Here is a 16,284-nt window from a genome sequence, read left to right as displayed (position 1 = left end):
CAGCTAGTCCATGCTGCCTTTTGCGCAATCCGGGCAACAACGTTCTCGCGGCGGTGTCCTTGGCGCATCATATCTTCTCGTTGACGGAACGCCATAACTAATTGAAATTAAAGCACGTTTTCGCACAGAGAGCGACCCCGGCATGGTGCCATGACGCCCGCAGGATGCAAGTCGCCTTCGAACCTCACGTTTCGACAGTTCATCAGGGAGAGACCAGAATGTTCACGATGTCACGGCGCGCTGTCGCCGGTCTGATTGCTGCGGCTGCACTGCTGCCCGGAGCTAGCTTCGCCGCCGAACCGCTCAAGGAAATCCGGCTCGACTGGGCGACCTACAATCCGGTCTCGATCATCCTCAAGCAGAACGGCCTGCTGGAGAAGGAATTCGCCAAGGACGGCGTGAAGATCACCTGGGTACAGTCGGCCGGCTCCAACAAGGCGCTCGAATTCCTCAATGCGGGGTCCATCGATTTCGGCTCGACCGCGGGCTCCGCTGCGCTGGTGGCGAAGATCAACGGCAACCCGATCAAGTCGGTCTACGTCTATTCGCGTCCGGAATGGACGGCGCTGGTGACCGGCAAGGACTCCAAGATCGCCTCCGTCGCCGATCTCAAGGGCAAGCGGGTCGCGGTGACCCGCGGCACCGATCCCCACATTTTTCTGGTCCGCGCTTTGCTCGGCGCCGGCCTGACCGACAAGGACATCACGCCAATTCTGCTGCAGCATGCCGACGGCAAGGCCGCGCTGATCCGCGGCGACGTTGATGCATGGGCCGGACTCGATCCGATGATGGCGCAGGCCGAGGTTGAAGACGGCGCCAAGCTGTTCTTCCGCAAGCCGGACGCCAACACCTGGGGCATCCTCAATGTGCGAGAACAGTTCCTGAAGGACTATCCGGATGCCGCGCGCCGCGTGCTCGCGGTCTATGAAGACGCCCGCAAATATTCGCTGGAGAATTATCCCGAGCTGAAGAAGGCCTTTATCGGCGTCACCAAACTGCCCGACGCCGTGGTCGACAAGCAGCTCAAGGAACGCACCGAACTGACCCACAGCCGCATTGGCGCACCGCAGCGCGAGTCCATCCTCGCCGCCGGTCTCGCATTGCAGCAAGCCGGCGTCATCGACGCCAAGGTCGATGTGAAGGCGACGGTGGATGCACTGATCGACGATCAGGTGCCGCTGCCAAAGAGCTGACGTCCCGCATCTGCGAAGCCGCCCTTCACCCTCCCTGCAAAGGGAGGGTGAAGCTTTTGAGTATCTTGCAAACCAAATCGAGACGCGCTTCAGCTATGGCCATGACGCTCGACACGACTGCGCTCGACGCGACGGAAACGCGCGCGACATCTGTATCCAACAAACGCTGGCAGCGTTTCGCGCGGCCGGCGCTGGGCGTCGTATTGCCCCTGACACTCGCGCTGGCATGGGAGCTGGCCGTCTGGTCCGGCTGGTCGAACGGCCGGCTGGTACCGCCGCCGTCGCGCGTCTTCGCCACCATCATGGAGCTCGCCCGAAGCGGCGAACTCTGGCGTCACATCACCACCACGCTCATGCGCGTCGGCGCAGGCTTTGGGCTCGGCGTTATCGCCGGCACGCTGCTCGGCGCTATCTCCGGCTATTGGGGAATCGCGCGGCGACTGCTCGATCCCACCGTGCAGGCGCTGCGCGCCATCCCGTCGATCGCCTGGGTGCCGCTGTTCATCCTGTGGCTCGGCATTTTCGAGACCTCGAAGGTCGCGCTGATTGCCGTCGGCGTGTTCTTTCCGGTCTATCTCGGCGTGATGGGCGCGATCCTCTCGGTCGATCGCAAGATCGTCGAGGTCGGTCGTACCTTCCGCCTCTCTGGCCCCGCCATGATCCGCCGCATCCTGCTGCCTGCGGTGCTGCCGGCCTATGTTGTTGCACTTCGCGTCGGCCTCGGGCTCGGCTGGATGTTTGTGGTTGCCGCCGAATTCATGGGCGCCTCCGAAGGGCTCGGCTATCTCCTCATCGACGGCCAGCAGCTCGGCAAGCCCGCGCAGATCCTCGCCGCCATCACCATTTTCGCATTGCTCGGCAAGACCACCGACTGGCTGATCGAACTCGTCACCGCACCACTGCTGCGCTGGCAGGATGCGTTCCGACCGAGTGGAGAGACCTGATGCTCGCCCTCGACAAGGTCGGCAAGACCTATCCCAACGGCGTTCATGCGCTGGAGCGCTTCACCGCGCAAATCCCGCAGGGCGAGATCGTCGCCATCATCGGTGGCTCCGGCTGCGGAAAATCGACACTGTTGCGCGCCGTGGCCGGGCTCGATCGCGCCTCGACCGGCAGCATCCGCATCGACAATATCGATATCAGCGCGCCGCATGAGAAAATCGGCATCATCTTCCAGGAACCGCGGTTGCTGCCGTGGCTGACCGTCGCCGACAACATCGGCTTCGGACTGTCCGAGCTTCCTGTCGCCGCACGCCGCGAGAAAGTCGCACAGGCCCTGGCGCGCGTCGGCCTGTCGGATAAAGCACAGGCATGGCCGCGCGAACTATCTGGCGGGCAGGCGCAACGCGTGGCCATTGCCCGCGCATTGGTACCGCAGCCGGAGGTGCTGTTGCTGGATGAGCCGTTCTCCGCGCTCGACGCCTTCACGCGCCGCGACCTGCAGGATCATCTGCTTGATCTGTGGGCCGACACGCGGCCGACGCTGGTCCTTGTCACCCATGATGTCGACGAAGCCGTTGTGCTGGCGGACCGCGTGCTGGTGATGCGTCCGCGGCCGGGTCGGCTGTTCGCCGAGATCGATGTCGGCCTTGCGCGTCCCCGCGACCGCGCATCGCCGCTGTTCGACGCTGTGAAGCGCCGCGTGCTTACCACACTGGATCGATCGCTGGATCGTGACGTGCCCGATAGCGCTCCCGCCGAGACTGTCGGCGCGTGGTGGTGACAACAGCACCGCGAGCTAATAAAAGCTGCAACTAACAAATCTCAGGGAGAGATATCATGGACGCCGCCGCGCTTCGCGCCACCCAGGCCCCCATCAAGGAGCTCTACAAGACCGACCCCAAGGCCGCCTTCATCACGCTGAAGGCCAAGGGCTCGATCGACAATGACGGCATCGCCTGCAAGGTCGAGACAGGCCGGCAAATCGCCGCTGCCGGCCTGCACCCCGCAACTGGCGGCTCCGGGCTTGAACTGTGTTCGGGCGACATGCTGCTGGAAGCATTGGTGGCCTGCGCCGGCGTCACGCTGAAATCAGTGGCCACCGCGGTCGAAATTCCTTTGAAGTCGGGCAATGTGACAGCCGAGGGCGATCTCGATTTCCGCGGCACGCTCGGCGTCGACAAGGAAGCCCCGGTCGGCTTCGCCGAAATCCGCCTGCGCTTCGACGTCGACACCGACGCGCCGCAGGACAAGCTCGATCTGTTGCTGAAGCTGACCGAGCGTTATTGCGTGGTCTACCAGACCATCAAACATGGCCCGAAGGTTTCGGTGTCCCTCAACAGGGTGTAAGCAGGCCAGACGACTCTCACCAAGAAAGAGGAGGCCAAGCACCTCCTCTCGTCAGGCTGCCATGTCCCCCGAACTTGCCTTCCTCCTGACGCTCACTTTGCGCATGGCGATCACCGCCGCCTTTGTGATCACCGCCTCCATCATCACCGAACGATCCGGCCCGGTGATCGGTGCATTGGTGGCAACGCTGCCGATTTCGGCGGGTCCATCCTATGTCTTTCTTGCGCTCGATCATGACGCCGCCTTCATCGCGCAAGGTGCATTGGCCAGCCTGCCGATCAATGGCGCGACGATGTTTCTCGGATTGACTTACGTGCTGCTGGCGCAACGCCACAACGTGATCGTCAGCCTCGGCGCCGCTGTGCTGGTGTGGTTCGCCCTCGCCCTGCTGGTGCGGCAGTTCGAATGGACTTTGCTTGGCGGCATCGCGGCCAATGTCGTGGCCTTCGGCATCTGCCTGCCGCTGATGGCGCGGTTTCGCCATGCGAGGATGCCGCTCGTCACCAGGCGCTGGTACGACATCCCGCTGCGTGCCGCTCTCGTCGCAACGCTTGTCGCTACCGTGGTAACGCTGTCCTCGACCATCGGCCCGACCGGCAGCGGCATTCTCGCACTTTATCCCGTCGTGTTCACCAGCCTGATGCTGATCCTGCATCCGCGCATCGGCGGCCCGCCCACCGCTGCGGTGATCGCCAATGGCGGCTGGGGCCTGATGGGTTTCGGCATCGCGGTGGCCGTGATGCATGTCACCGCCACGCGCTTCGGCTCGGTGGTCGCCCTGAGCCTCGCGCTGGCGACTTGCGTGGTGTGGAATCTCGGCCTGTGGTCGTGGGGACGCAGGCGCGCGCGCTTCATTTGAAACCCCGTCATGGCCGGGCTCGTCCCGGCCATCCACGTCTTTGGCGCAGAGAAACAAGGCGTGGATGCCCGGCACAAGGCCGGGCATGACGATAGAGAATGTTACTTCGGCAGTTTCGCCTTCAGCGCATAGAGCGCATCCAGCGCCTCCCTTGGCGACATCTCGTCGGGATGCAGCGCCTTCACGGCGTCCATCAGCAATTCCGCCTCCGACGGAGGAGCCGCCTCGACCGGTGCACGCGCGGTGATTGCGAACAGCGGCAGGTCATCCATCAGCGCCTTGGCGCTCTGGCCGCGATCCTGCGCTTCAAGCTTGGCCAGCACCGACTTCGCGCGCGCGATTACCGCCGGCGGCAGGCCCGCGAGCTTGGCCACCTGAATGCCATAGGAGCGATCCGCTGAGCCGGGTAGCACCTCGTGCAGGAACACCACGTCGCCGTGCCATTCCTTGACCCGCACCGTGGCATTGAACAGCCGCGGCAGCTTGGCGGAGAGCGCGGTGAGCTCGTGATAATGCGTTGCGAACAGTGCGCGGCAGCGATTGCTCTCATGCAGATGCTCTATCGCGGCCCAGGCGATCGATAGACCGTCGAAGGTCGCAGTGCCGCGGCCGATTTCATCCAAGATCACCAACGCACGTTCGGTCGCTTGATTGAGAATGACGGCGGTCTCGACCATTTCGACCATGAAGGTCGAACGGCCGCGCGCCAGATCGTCGGCGGCGCCGACGCGCGAAAAGAGCCTGTCGACAATGCCGATGCGGGCGCGCGAGGCCGGCACGAAACTGCCTATTTGCGCGAGCAGCGCGATCAAAGCGTTCTGGCGCAGGAAGGTCGACTTACCGGCCATGTTCGGACCAGTGATCAGCCAGATCTGGCCGGACTTCTGCCCCGGCCCGGGCGACAGATCGCTGGCATTGGCGATGAACGGCTGGCCGTCGCGGCGCAGCGCCTGTTCGACGACGGGATGCCGGCCGCCCTCGATGGCGAAGAGCAGCGAGTTGTCGACTTCGGGGCGGACATAGTTGTCATCGACCGCCAGCTTCGCCAGAGCCGTTGCAACATCGAGCAGCGCGAAAGCATGCGCCGCAGCGCGCAGATCTTCCGACGCCTCGGCGACCATCGCCGACAGCCGTTCGAAAATTTCGAGCTCGAGCCCGAGCGCGCGGTCGCCGGCATTGGCGATCTTGGCTTCGATCTCGCCGAGTTCGGAGGTGGTGAAACGCACCTGCCCGGCCAGCGTCTGGCGGTGGATGAAGGTCGCGTTCAGCGGGGCTTGCATCAACTTGTCGCCATGCTGCGCGGTGACTTCGACGAAATAGCCGAGCACGTTGTTGTGGCGGATTTTGAGACCCTTCACACCGGTGTCGTCGGCATACCGCGCCTGCATCGCAGCGACCACGAGGCGCGAGGCGTCGCGCAGATTGCGGGTCTCGTCGAGCGCGGCCTCGAAGCCTTCGCGGACAAAACCACCGTCGCGCTTCAGCAGCGGAAGATCGTCGGCCAGTGCGCGGGCGAAGGTCGCCGCGAGCTCACGCGACGGACGGCGCAGGCCGGCCATGGCAGCCGTGATATCCGCTGGCAGATTGTCGATGACGCCGAGACGATCAAGCACCTGATCGGCGGCAAGCACACCATCACGCAAGCAGGCGAGATCGCGCGGACCACCGCGGCCGACAGAGAGGCGGGCCAATGCGCGGGACATGTCCGGCGCGGTCTTCAGGGCCGAGCGCAGATCGTCGCGCAGCCCGCTGTCCGATACGAAACTCGCGACGGCATCGAGCCGGCGGCCGATGGCCGCTTCATCGGTCAGCGGCGCGGCCAGCCGTTGCGCCAGCAGCCGCGATCCAGCCGCGGTCACGGTGCAGTCGATCGCATCCAGCAGCGAGCCCTTGCGCTCGCCTGATAGCGTGCGCGTCAGTTCGAGATTGGCGCGCGTCGCCGGATCGATGGCCATGGTGGTGCCGACCGCTTCGTGGGTCGGCGGCGACAGCGGCACGCGTTTGCCGACCTGGGTGCGCTCGACATAGGTGACGCACGCCGCCGCAGCGGTCGCTTCAAGCCGCGACATGGCGCTGAGGCCGTCCATGGTGGCGACGGCAAAGTAATCGCACAGCCGGCGCTCGGCGGTGGCACCATCGAACACGTCACGGGTCAGCGGCGTCACCGCCGGCAATTCGCGCAGCAACTGGCTGAGATCAGGATCGCTGTAGAGCGCATCCGTAACCAGCACCTCGTTCGGATTGATCCGCGCCAGCGTCGCGCCGAGTTCGCCTGTCGCACATTCGGTGACAATGAATTCGGCGGTCGAAATATCGATCCAGGCCAGACCGATGCGATCCGCACCGCTTGAGCCCTTGCTGCGCGCAATCGCCAGCAGATAATTATTGGCCCGCGCGTCGAGCAGGTTTTCTTCGGTCAGCGTGCCCGGCGTGACCACGCGCACGACGTCGCGGCGGACCACGCTCTTGCCGCCGCGCTTCTTCGCCTCGGCCGGATCCTCCATCTGTTCGCAGACGGCGACACGGATGCCGAGCGAGATCAGGCGGTGCAGATAATCATCGGCGCGAACCACCGGCACGCCGCACATCGGGATATCCATGCCCTGATGCTTGCCGCGTTTGGTCAGCACGATGCCCAGGGCGCGCGAGGCGACCTCCGCATCCTCGAAGAAGATCTCGTAGAAATCGCCCATCCGGTAGAACAGCAAGAGGCCGGGATTCGCGGCCTTGATCTCGAGGTACTGTTCCATCATGGGAGACACTTTTGCGGTGTCATCCACGCGGGGAGCGGGTTCTGGGGCGGTAATGGGCTGCTGGATCGTCATGGCGGCGGACGCTAGCAAATTTTGCTCCGCCGATCCCACCCGCAGCTGTCGCAAACCGTAGTTTTCCCCACCGCGGCGAGGCAGTTGACAAGTCAACTGCGATTTCATATCCGCAATTCCAAGGACAACGCTGCCATCCAGCGGCAGCATTTGACCGGGTCAGCGGGGGTTCTTAAAACCACCGCGAAAATCCGGCAATCGAGCGCGGATGCAGTCTCCAGGGAGAGAATTGATGAGCGATGTCTTCATTTGCGACGCCGTCCGCACCCCCATCGGCCGTTTCGGCGGCTCCCTTGCCAAAGTTCGCGCCGACGACCTCGCCGCCGCCCCCATTAAAGCCCTGATGGACCGCAATCCCGGCGTGGATTGGGCTGCCGTCGAGGAAGTCTATTTCGGCTGCGCCAACCAGGCCGGTGAAGACAACCGCAACGTCGCCCGCATGGCCGCGCTGCTGGCCGGCCTGCCGGATTCCGTTCCCGGCGCCACGTTGAACCGCCTCTGTGCGTCGGGCCTCGATGCCGTTGGCGCCGGCGCCCGTGCTATCCGCGCCGGTGAAATCGATTTCGCCATTGCCGGCGGCGTCGAATCCATGACCCGTGCGCCATTCGTGCAGGGCAAGGCCACCGAAGCCTTCTCCCGTTCGGCGGAAATCTTCGACACCACCATCGGCTGGCGCTTCATCAACCCGCTGATGAAGGAAAAATACGGCGTCGACGCCATGCCTGAGACCGGCGAAAACGTCGCGCAGGATTTCCAGATCTCCCGCGCCGACCAGGATGCCTTTGCGATCCGCTCGCAGCAGAACGCCGGCAAGGCGATCGCTTCGGGCTATTTCGCCGAAGAAATCATCCCGGTGATGGTGCCCGGCGGCAAGGCCGGCCCGATCGCCGTCGACAAGGACGAGCATCCGCGCCCCGAAACCACGCTGGAAGGCCTCGCCAAGCTGCGCCCGATTGTCCGCAAGGACGGCACGGTCACCGCCGGCAACGCCTCGGGCGTCAATGACGGCGCCTGCGCCATGATCCTCGCCTCAGCCGCTGCGGTCGAGAAGCACGGCCTCAAGGCCCGCGCCCGCATTCTCGGCCTCGCCTCGGGCGGCGTCGCGCCGCGCATCATGGGCATCGGCCCCGTGCCGGCGACCAAGAAGCTGATGGAGCGTCTCGGTCTGAAGATCAGCGATTTCGACCTGATCGAGCTCAACGAGGCCTTCGCGTCGCAGGGCATCGCGGTGCTGCGCCAGCTCGGCGTCAAGGAAGACGCTGACTTCGTCAATCCGCATGGCGGCGCCATCGCACTCGGCCATCCGCTCGGCATGAGCGGCGCCCGCCTCGCGATGACCGCCGTGCACGGCATGGAGAAGCGCGGCGGCAAGCTCGCGCTCGCCACCATGTGCGTCGGCGTCGGCCAGGGCGTCGCCATGGCGATCGAGAAACTGAACTAAAAAACTACGTCCACAAGCAAGCCGCCGCGGGATCCGCGGCGGCCAAAGGGGAAACCAGCATGACGCTAATCTATCCCGTCGAGAGCAATGCGGCGCACGCGCCGCGCCTCTCACCCGGCTACAAGAGCACCATCAAGCGCGCGCCGCAGAAGCAGCGCATCCTGATGCCTCACACACTGTCGGAAACGACAGGACCGGTCTATGGCCACGAGACGGTACGACCCGGCGATCATGACCTCACCACCATGCATGCGGGCGAGCCGCTCGGCGAACGCATCATCGTGCACGGCACGGTGATGGACGAGGACGGCCGCGGCGTGCCGAACACGCTGGTCGAACTCTGGCAGGCCAATGCCTGCGGACGTTACGTGCATGTCTGGGACCAGCATCCCGCGCCGCTCGATCCGAACTTCACCGGCGCCGGCCGCACCGTCACCGACGCCGCGGGCAACTACAAGTTCGTCACTATCAAGCCCGGCGCCTATCCGTGGGGCAATCACCATAATGCCTGGCGCCCTGCCCACATCCACTTCTCGGTGTTCGGCCACTCCTTCGTCTCGCGCCTCGTGACGCAGATGTATTTCCCGAACGATCCGCTGTTTCCGTTCGACCCGATCTTCAACTCGGTCACCGACGAAAAGGCACGCCTGCGCATGGTGTCGGATTTCGACCTCGACGTCACCGAGCCCGGCTGGGCGCTGGCCTATCGTTTCAATATCGTGCTGCGCGGCCGCAACGCTACCCCGACGGAGAATCACTGATGCCCGGAATTACCCCGTCGCAGACCGTCGGTCCGTTCTATGCCTACGGCCTGACACCGAACGGCGAATACGCCTGGAACGACGCCTTCACCAACAACCTGCTGACGCCCGATGTCACCGGCGACAAGATCCGCATCGAAGGCGTGATCTATGACGGCGATGGCAAGGTTGTGCCCGATGCCGTGCTGGAAATCTGGCAGGCCGACGCGCAGGGCCGCTTCGCCGATCCGCAGGATACCCGCGGGCTGCCGAATTCGAGCTTCAGGGGTTTCGGCCGCTCCGGCACCACCGATGCCGGCGAATATTCGTTCGACACTGTCAAGCCCGGCGCCGTGCCCGGCCATGACGGCAAGCCGCAGGCGCCGCATATCGTGATGGCCGTGTTTGGCCGCGGCATGACGATGCAGTCGATGACGCGCATCTATTTCGAGGACGAAGCGGCGAACGCGAGCGACGCCGTGATGAACCTCGTGCCGGCCGACCGCCGCGCAACGATCATCGCGAAGAAGACGGCGCCTGGCGTGTATCGGTTTGATATCCACCTGCAAGGCGACAACGAGACGGTGTTCTTCGACGTGTGATGTCTCTCTTATCCCTCCCCCAAAGCGGCGGAGCCGCGCAGGTGGGGAGGGTGGATCGACCGCGAAGCGGTCGAGACGGGTGGGGAGCCACACACGGCGTCCTCGCTTGGGGAGAGACCCCACCCCGGCCTATCGGCCGCCCCTCCCCACTGCGTCCAGCTTCGCTGGACTTGAGGGAGGGAAACCATCAGCGTCTCCGCTTCAATTACTCCATCACCGCCGGATGCTCATCCGCGCCCGGCTTCGCCGCCTGCGCGCGCAAGGTCGCCTTGGACGAGCCGATGATCAGCGCCATCGGAATCGCGCAGAGCGTCACCAGCATCACCATCTGATAATCCAACCCGAAGGCGATGATCGTGGCCTGCAGCGTGACGATGGCGTCCATCATGGCGCGGCCGCTGTCGGTGGCGAGGTTGATCGCGCTGGTGACATTGGGCATCTGCAGCGCATTGCTGAACGGCGTGATGTGCTCGACCAGCACCGCATGGGCCATACGGGTGTTTGAGGTGAGCTGCGCGATTACAATGGAGATGCCGATCGAACTCGCGACATTGCGCAGCAGCGTGAGCATCGAGGTGCCGTCGGTGCGCAGATGATTTGGCAGTGTCAGGAACGCCACGGTGGACAGCGGCACGAAGACGAGACCGAGGCCAAATCCCTGCGCGATCGAAACGATGACGATCTCCGGCACGCCGGTCTGGTCGGTCCACATCGACGTAAAGAACAGCGACACCGACATCAGCGCCATTCCCACCATGATCAGTGTACGCGCCTCGACATATTTCATAATGCGCCCGACCAGCATCATCGCCACGAAGGTGCCGGAGCCACGCGTCGCCAGCAGCAGACCTGCCGTGAGGATCGGATAGCCGATGACGTTCTGCAGATAGGGCGACGATAGTGCCATCGTCGAATACAACACCAGCCCCATGACAGCCATGAACACGCAGCCGCCGACAAAATTCTTGTCCTTGAAGATGGCGAACTGGATGAACGGCTTCGAGGTCGTGAAGGAATGCGCGAAGAAATAATAGAAGCCGATAATCGAGACGATCGCCTCGATGACGATTTCGTTGGATTCGAGCCAACCGAGTTGCTCGCCGCGGTCAAGCGCGAGCTGCATCGCACCGATTCCGATAGCCAGCGCGCCAAAGCCAAACCAGTCGAATTTCAGTTCTGCATTGGTCTTGGTCTCGTCCATGAAGGCCAGCAGACCAAACACCGTGACGATGCCGAAGGGCAGATTGACGAAGAACACCCAGTGCCAGGAATAGGTTTCAGTCAGCCAGGCGCCCAATGAAGGCCCCATGATCGGGCCGAGCATCACGCCCATACCCCAGATCGACATCGCCTTGGCGCGTTCATGCAGCGCGTAACTGTCGAGCATTACCGCCTGCGACAGCGGCACGAGTGCCGCGCCAAACACGCCCTGCAACAGGCGAAAGCCGACCATCTGGTTGATGTCCTGTGCGAGGCCGCACAGCACCGAGGCGACCGTGAAGCCCGCCGAACAGACGATGAAGATCTTCTTGCGGCCAAATCTATTGGCGATCCAGCCGACCGGCGCGGTCATGATCGCCGCCGCGACGATGTAGGACGTCAACACCCAGTTGACCTGATCCTGCGACGCCGACAGCGTGCCCTGCATATAGGGCAGAGCCACATTGGCGATGGTGGTGTCGAGCGCCTGCATGATGGTCGCGGTCATGGCGCAGATCGTCACCATATTCCGGCGAAAGCCGGGGACCGCACTGGGAGATGGCGCCGACGTACTCATGGGATCAGTCCTGAGCAGCCTTGGCCGATGACAGGCCGAGCAGGCCCGCCAGCGAGCGATGATGCTTGGTATCGATTGTCGTGTAAGTGCTCATGCCGGCCTTCAGTCGCTTCACGAAGGGATCTGCATAATCGAGATAGATCCGCACCGGCACGCGCTGCACCACCTTGACGAAGTTGCCGGTGGCGTTTTGCGGCGGCAGGATCGCGAATTGCGCGCCGGTGCCAGGGCTCAGCGAACCGACAGTGCCCTTGAAGGCGTGGTTCGGGAACGCATCGACGTCGATCTCCACAGTCTGTCCGACGGCGATGTAAGTGAAATCGGATTCCTTCAGGTTGGCATCGACCCACGGCCTGTTGTCGTCGATCACCGTGAGGATCGGCGTGCCGGCCATGGCGAAGCGGCCGAGCTGGATGTTGTCGACCTGCGTCGCGACACCGGAGATCGGCGCCTTCAGCACAGTGTGGTCGAGATTGCGCTGCGCCTGATCGAGCGCCGACTGCGCCTGCGCGTAAGGCGGGAACTGGGCCAGCGGCAGGTCGGGATTGCCGAGCAGCTGGTTCATCGAGGTCGCGAGCTGCTGCCTCAGGAGTTCGAGCTGCGCTTTCGCGGTCACCGCCGCCGTCGCCGCATTGTCGAGATCGAGCTGCGAGCCGAAATTGCTCTTGACCAGGGTCGACTTGCGTTCGACGTCGCGCTGTTTGAAGTCGACGCCCTGCTGTGCCAGATCCTGCATCTGGCCGTAGATCTTCACGTTGCTGACGAGGTTGTCATAGGTGGTCTTGGCCTGGGCGAGCTTGGCCCTGGCATCGTCGAGCGCCAGCCGGAACGGCACCGGATCGATCTCGAACAGCACGTCGCCTTCTTTGACATGCTGGCCTTCGCGCACCACGACCTTGTCGACCTTGCCGGAGATATCCGGCGTGATCAGCACCTTCTGCGCACCGACATAGGCATCGTCAGTGCCGACATAGCGACCGCCCGACAGATAGAAGGCGACGCCGCCAACAAGAACGATGGCAGGCAGTACGACCAGCAGCAACGTTCGCCTATAGCGCTTCAGGAAACCTTTTGCGCCCTGACGCTGCGTGGTCGCGGCGCCATCGGATCCGCCCTCGGGCGCATCCTTGTCGGGAAATTTCAGCACGGGCTCAGCCATAGACTTGTTCCTTGGTCTTTGTGGCTGCGGGGCTCAGCGCAGCGCGGATATTGTCTTTGATGGTTTCCAGATGCGCGACCAGCTGGTGCATGTCGGCCTCGCTCACGCCGCCGAACGCGACCTGCATCAGGTTGCCGCGCAGCACCGCCAGCTTTGCCGTCAGCGGGCGCGCGGCCTCGGTGAGATAGAGGCGCTTGATGCGGCGGTCGGTGTCATCATTGCGGCGTTCGATCAGGCCGCTGTCGCAGAGCTTGTCGATCAGCCGCGTCAGGCTGATCGGCGCCATTTCCATGGCGTCGGCGAGATCGGTCTGTTTTTGCCCCTCATTGCGCTCGACCTTGGCGAGCACCGCCCATTGGGCGCGGGTCATGCCGAACTGGCGCGCTTCCTTGTCGGCCAGCAGCCGCAACATGCGCTGGGTCTCGAACAAGGCGGACAGGAAATCGGTGCCGGTGTCAGGCTGGCAGGACATGGAGGGGCTCCGTAAACTTAGCTTATTATAAGCAAGCTTATGAATAATGCATCGGTGGACGATACGACGCAGCCCCGCGACAAGCGCATGGCTAGATCTCCCGGACCTCCCCAGAATGGGCGGCACAGCAAAAAGCCCGGCACGAGGCCGGGCTTGAAGTCGTCAGGAGGGTCGAAAGGGTCAGTATTTGGCCACAACAGCCGGGCTGAAGGCGTAATTGATGCCGGCGCGGAAGACGTGGTCATGGAAGCCGACCGAGGTCTGGTTGGCCGTCCCTCCGAAATAGGTCGCCGAGCCCAGATCGAGATAAAGATATTCGAGCTTGGCCGACCAGTTGGTGCCGAACTTCTTTTCCAGACCGGCGCCCAGGGTCCAGCCGACACGGGTCTGCGATTCCGACAGCAGCGTGCCAGGAATCGTCACGGCGGCGCTGGCCGGTGTCGTGCCAGCAGAGCCCGGCCCGAAGATCTGGCCCGTTACTGTCGTCTGGGTGGAATATTTGACCTCACCGACAACCAGACCGCCGGTACCGTAAAGCAGCAGATCCGGCGTTGCCAGCAGGCCGACGCGGCCGCGGAATGTGGCGAACCACGGGAAGCTCCATGAGCTGTTTGCCGATGTCTGCGTCAACAGATTGAAGTCACCGCCGGGCAACGTGGTCCGCAGCGAACTCACCGGAGAGTTCGCACTGCCACGTTCACCGGTCCCCTGGATATCGGCTTCGAGACCGACGACCCATGTGCGATCGAGCTGCCAATTATAGCCGATCTGGCCGCCACCGAGGCCGCCATTGACGTCCTGCTTGACCGGCGACGCAAAGGCGGTGCCTGGCAGGAAAGTGGCGTCGCCCTTGCCCCAGCTGTAGCCGCCGTTGAGGCCGACATAGAATCCGGTCCAGTTGATGCCGGGGTCCACCAGAACCGGCGCCTTGGCGTACATGCGGGGCGACAGATCCGCAGCGCCGGCGGTCGACGAAAACGCCATGATGGCGAGGCCTGCAGCGGCCAATACGGTACGTTTCACCATCAGTCTCCTCAGCAACAGATCAACGAAGGCAGGCCCAAGGCCCTGCTTCGATGATGTGTAGTTGAATGAGACATCAGCGACTTGGAACGGACGCGACGCGGCAGGACTGGGCGAGACTGGCACCGCAATTCGTTCTGCTTGTTGCGTTCAGGCCACATGGCGCATCGCGAACTATCAAAAGAGAAACCGCCCAAAGACGCAGCAAAGCGATGAATATGAACGCGATCCGTACTGGCACGACCAAGATATAGTTCAATGCTTGCAGGACTGATCCTCGTGACTTCAAGGCCCGGTCCCGAAGCGCCCGATTCCTCGATCGAGGCGACCTCGGAAAATCTGACGCCGCAGCTTCAATTCGGGCGCCTGACATTCAACGTCGAATCCCCTCTTCCGACGGACTCCCCGTTTTCGGCCGATACTGCTTTGCACAGGTTGCCGGGCGCGATTGTTTTTATCGGCACAGGATTTCCGGCGAACGATCGCATGCCGGATGCTGCGACTGCGTCGTCGCCCGACGATGTTGTGTTTGCGGTCGTTCTGAAAGGTCGTGCCCGCGCATCGCAGCATGGCCGCGAAGAAATCATCGAGCAGGACCATGCAGTCTTGATGACAACCAGGGACGCCGGTTGGCATACGTCATCTTGTGAGACGCAGCATCTGATCGTTCAGATCGACCGTGCTGCACTGTCGATCAAGGTGCCCAATCTCGGCGCCTGGCTCATGCGACCTGTCCTCCTGGAGGCTCAGACGTTGCGGCTATTGATGGCGCATTCTCAGGAAGCAATCGACCTCGACGGGTCCGCCCCCACCCATCTTCAGCACCATGTCGTGGCCGATCTGTGTAGCCTGATCGCACTTCTGACAATCGGTTGCGAGAACCGCTCCGAGACATCTCCACCTTCCAGCACCCGCATGCTGCGCTTGCAGGCGATCAAGGCAGCCATCGAAGCAGGCCTCGGAAATCACGACCTCTCGGCCGAAACGCTGGCGGCGGCTCAGAAAATCTCGCCGGACTATGTCCGCAAGCTGTTTCGCGAACACGGCCTCAGCCTGTCGGAATATTTGCTCGAACGGCGTCTGGCCCTTGCTCATGCATTGCTACTCGACCCATTGCGGGCCGATGAGCGGATCGGGAAGATCGCGGACGAGGCCGGTTTCAACGATTTGTCGTATTTCAACCGGACATTCCGGCGCCGATATGCCACCTCGCCATCGGATCTGCGCCAGGAGCGCAAAAGCTCCACCTGATCGGCCCGGTATCGCCCGTTCAACCTTTGCAATCGCCCGACTGTCCCCCCATCTGCAGGGAACGCTCGTCGTTTGGCGGCGCAGGATTTGGTGTAAGACTGGGGCTCAGCGCCAAAAAGACGGGCACAATCACACCCAACGGGTTAAGCTACCTCCATATGGCAGTTCCGAAACCAACTTTCCCGGCTCCTGGCCACGATCACGACCGCTGTACGGCGGACGCGATGCATCATGCCGAGCATGTCTGTGCAGCCCGGTCGCAAAAGCTGACCCCGATCCGCCGGCAGGTGCTTGAAGCGCTGCTCGCGAGCCATCGGCCGCTTGGGGCCTACGAGATCATCGATGAGTTGGCCAAGACCACTTCGCGTCCGGCGCCCATCACCGTGTATCGCGCACTTGATTTCCTGATGGAGAACGGCCTCGTTCACCGCATCGAGAGCCGTAACGCCTTCCTGGCCTGCGCGCACGACCACGGCACGGCCTCGATGGTCGCGTTTCTGATCTGTGACCAGTGCGGGTCGGTCGGCGAAGTGCCCGCAACGAAAGTCGCGCAGAGCCTGAATGATGCCGCACGGACGACTGGCTTCGTCCCAAAACTGTCTGTTGTCGAAATCACCGGAACCTGCGCGCACTGTCAGGCGTGATGATCCCAT

15 protein-coding genes are annotated in these 16,284 nt (G+C 63.2%); 10 read left to right on the top strand and 5 right to left on the bottom strand.

Translation table 11 applies throughout. The annotated features are described in order from the left end of the window. Window positions 1–218 precede the first annotated feature (218 nt). From HP556_RS22780 to HP556_RS22760, 5 genes are all read left to right on the top strand, one after another. Entirely contained in the window at window positions 219–1,193 is a 975-nt protein-coding gene (locus HP556_RS22780; RefSeq protein ID WP_175368632.1) for an aliphatic sulfonate ABC transporter substrate-binding protein, read from the top strand. 95 nt (window positions 1,194–1,288) lie between these two features. After that, a complete protein-coding gene (locus HP556_RS22775; protein ID WP_175368631.1) occupies window positions 1,289–2,137 on the top strand; it encodes an ABC transporter permease in 849 nt (282 codons plus the stop codon). Then, a complete protein-coding gene (locus HP556_RS22770) occupies window positions 2,137–2,916 on the top strand; it encodes an ABC transporter ATP-binding protein (protein ID WP_175368630.1) in 780 nt (259 codons plus the stop codon). The genes HP556_RS22775 and HP556_RS22770 overlap by 1 nt, the downstream gene beginning before the upstream one ends. A 56-nt stretch (window positions 2,917–2,972) precedes the next feature. Then, window positions 2,973–3,482 (top strand): OsmC family protein, encoded by a 510-nt coding sequence (locus tag HP556_RS22765; protein WP_089262662.1) that lies wholly within the window; start codon window positions 2,973–2,975, stop codon window positions 3,480–3,482. Between the two features lie 61 nt (window positions 3,483–3,543). Next, entirely contained in the window at window positions 3,544–4,341 is a 798-nt protein-coding gene (locus HP556_RS22760; RefSeq protein ID WP_175368629.1) for a hypothetical protein, read from the top strand. A 101-nt stretch (window positions 4,342–4,442) separates the two neighbouring features. Here HP556_RS22760 and mutS read toward each other — a convergent pair whose 3' ends face one another. Continuing rightward, the gene (mutS, locus tag HP556_RS22755) at window positions 4,443–7,166 is read right to left on the bottom strand and encodes a DNA mismatch repair protein MutS (protein WP_175368845.1); all 2,724 of its coding nucleotides are present in this window, start codon (window positions 7,164–7,166) and stop codon (window positions 4,443–4,445) included. Between the two features lie 232 nt (window positions 7,167–7,398). Here mutS and pcaF point away from each other — a divergent pair, with 232 nt between their 5' ends. The 3 genes from pcaF to pcaG are packed head-to-tail and all read left to right on the top strand — an operon-like array spanning window position 7,399 to window position 9,949. Continuing rightward, a complete protein-coding gene (pcaF, locus tag HP556_RS22750; protein WP_175368628.1) occupies window positions 7,399–8,607 on the top strand; it encodes a 3-oxoadipyl-CoA thiolase in 1,209 nt (402 codons plus the stop codon). 59 nt (window positions 8,608–8,666) lie between these two features. Further along, a complete protein-coding gene (pcaH, locus tag HP556_RS22745) occupies window positions 8,667–9,368 on the top strand; it encodes a protocatechuate 3,4-dioxygenase subunit beta (protein WP_068732948.1) in 702 nt (233 codons plus the stop codon). After that, window positions 9,368–9,949 (top strand): protocatechuate 3,4-dioxygenase subunit alpha, encoded by a 582-nt coding sequence (gene pcaG, locus HP556_RS22740; protein WP_175368627.1) that lies wholly within the window; start codon window positions 9,368–9,370, stop codon window positions 9,947–9,949. The genes pcaH and pcaG overlap by 1 nt, the downstream gene beginning before the upstream one ends. A 205-nt stretch (window positions 9,950–10,154) precedes the next feature. Here the strand turns inward: pcaG and HP556_RS22735 are convergent, their stop codons facing one another. The 4 genes from HP556_RS22735 to HP556_RS22720 all read right to left on the bottom strand — a co-directional run bounded on the left by HP556_RS22735 (window position 10,155) and on the right by HP556_RS22720 (window position 14,383). Further along, entirely contained in the window at window positions 10,155–11,726 is a 1,572-nt protein-coding gene (locus tag HP556_RS22735) for a DHA2 family efflux MFS transporter permease subunit (RefSeq protein WP_089262678.1), read from the bottom strand. Window positions 11,727–11,730: 4 nt separating this feature from the next. Further along, entirely contained in the window at window positions 11,731–12,885 is a 1,155-nt protein-coding gene (locus HP556_RS22730) for an HlyD family secretion protein (protein WP_175368626.1), read from the bottom strand. Then, window positions 12,878–13,357, bottom strand: coding sequence for a MarR family winged helix-turn-helix transcriptional regulator (locus HP556_RS22725; RefSeq protein ID WP_093759716.1), 480 nt, complete (start codon window positions 13,355–13,357; stop codon window positions 12,878–12,880). Before HP556_RS22725 ends, HP556_RS22730 begins: the two co-directional genes overlap by 8 nt. A gap of 180 nt (window positions 13,358–13,537) precedes the next feature. After that, on the bottom strand, window positions 13,538–14,383 hold the full coding sequence (locus tag HP556_RS22720) for an outer membrane protein (protein ID WP_210269289.1): 846 nt from the start codon (window positions 14,381–14,383) through the stop codon (window positions 13,538–13,540). 276 nt (window positions 14,384–14,659) lie between these two features. Between HP556_RS22720 and HP556_RS30515 the strand changes: the two genes are divergently transcribed. Further along, complete coding sequence (locus tag HP556_RS30515) at window positions 14,660–15,631, top strand: helix-turn-helix transcriptional regulator (RefSeq protein WP_175368625.1); 972 nt, start codon at window positions 14,660–14,662, stop codon at window positions 15,629–15,631. 158 nt (window positions 15,632–15,789) lie between these two features. After that, complete coding sequence (locus HP556_RS22710; protein WP_092139844.1) at window positions 15,790–16,275, top strand: Fur family transcriptional regulator; 486 nt, start codon at window positions 15,790–15,792, stop codon at window positions 16,273–16,275. The last annotated feature ends 9 nt before the right edge of the window (window positions 16,276–16,284 follow it).

Origin of the sequence: Tardiphaga robiniae (assembly GCF_013359755.1) — a bacterium.
Taxonomy (GTDB): domain Bacteria; phylum Pseudomonadota; class Alphaproteobacteria; order Rhizobiales; family Xanthobacteraceae; genus Tardiphaga; species Tardiphaga robiniae.
This window is presented reverse-complemented; position numbering and strand designations above follow the sequence as displayed.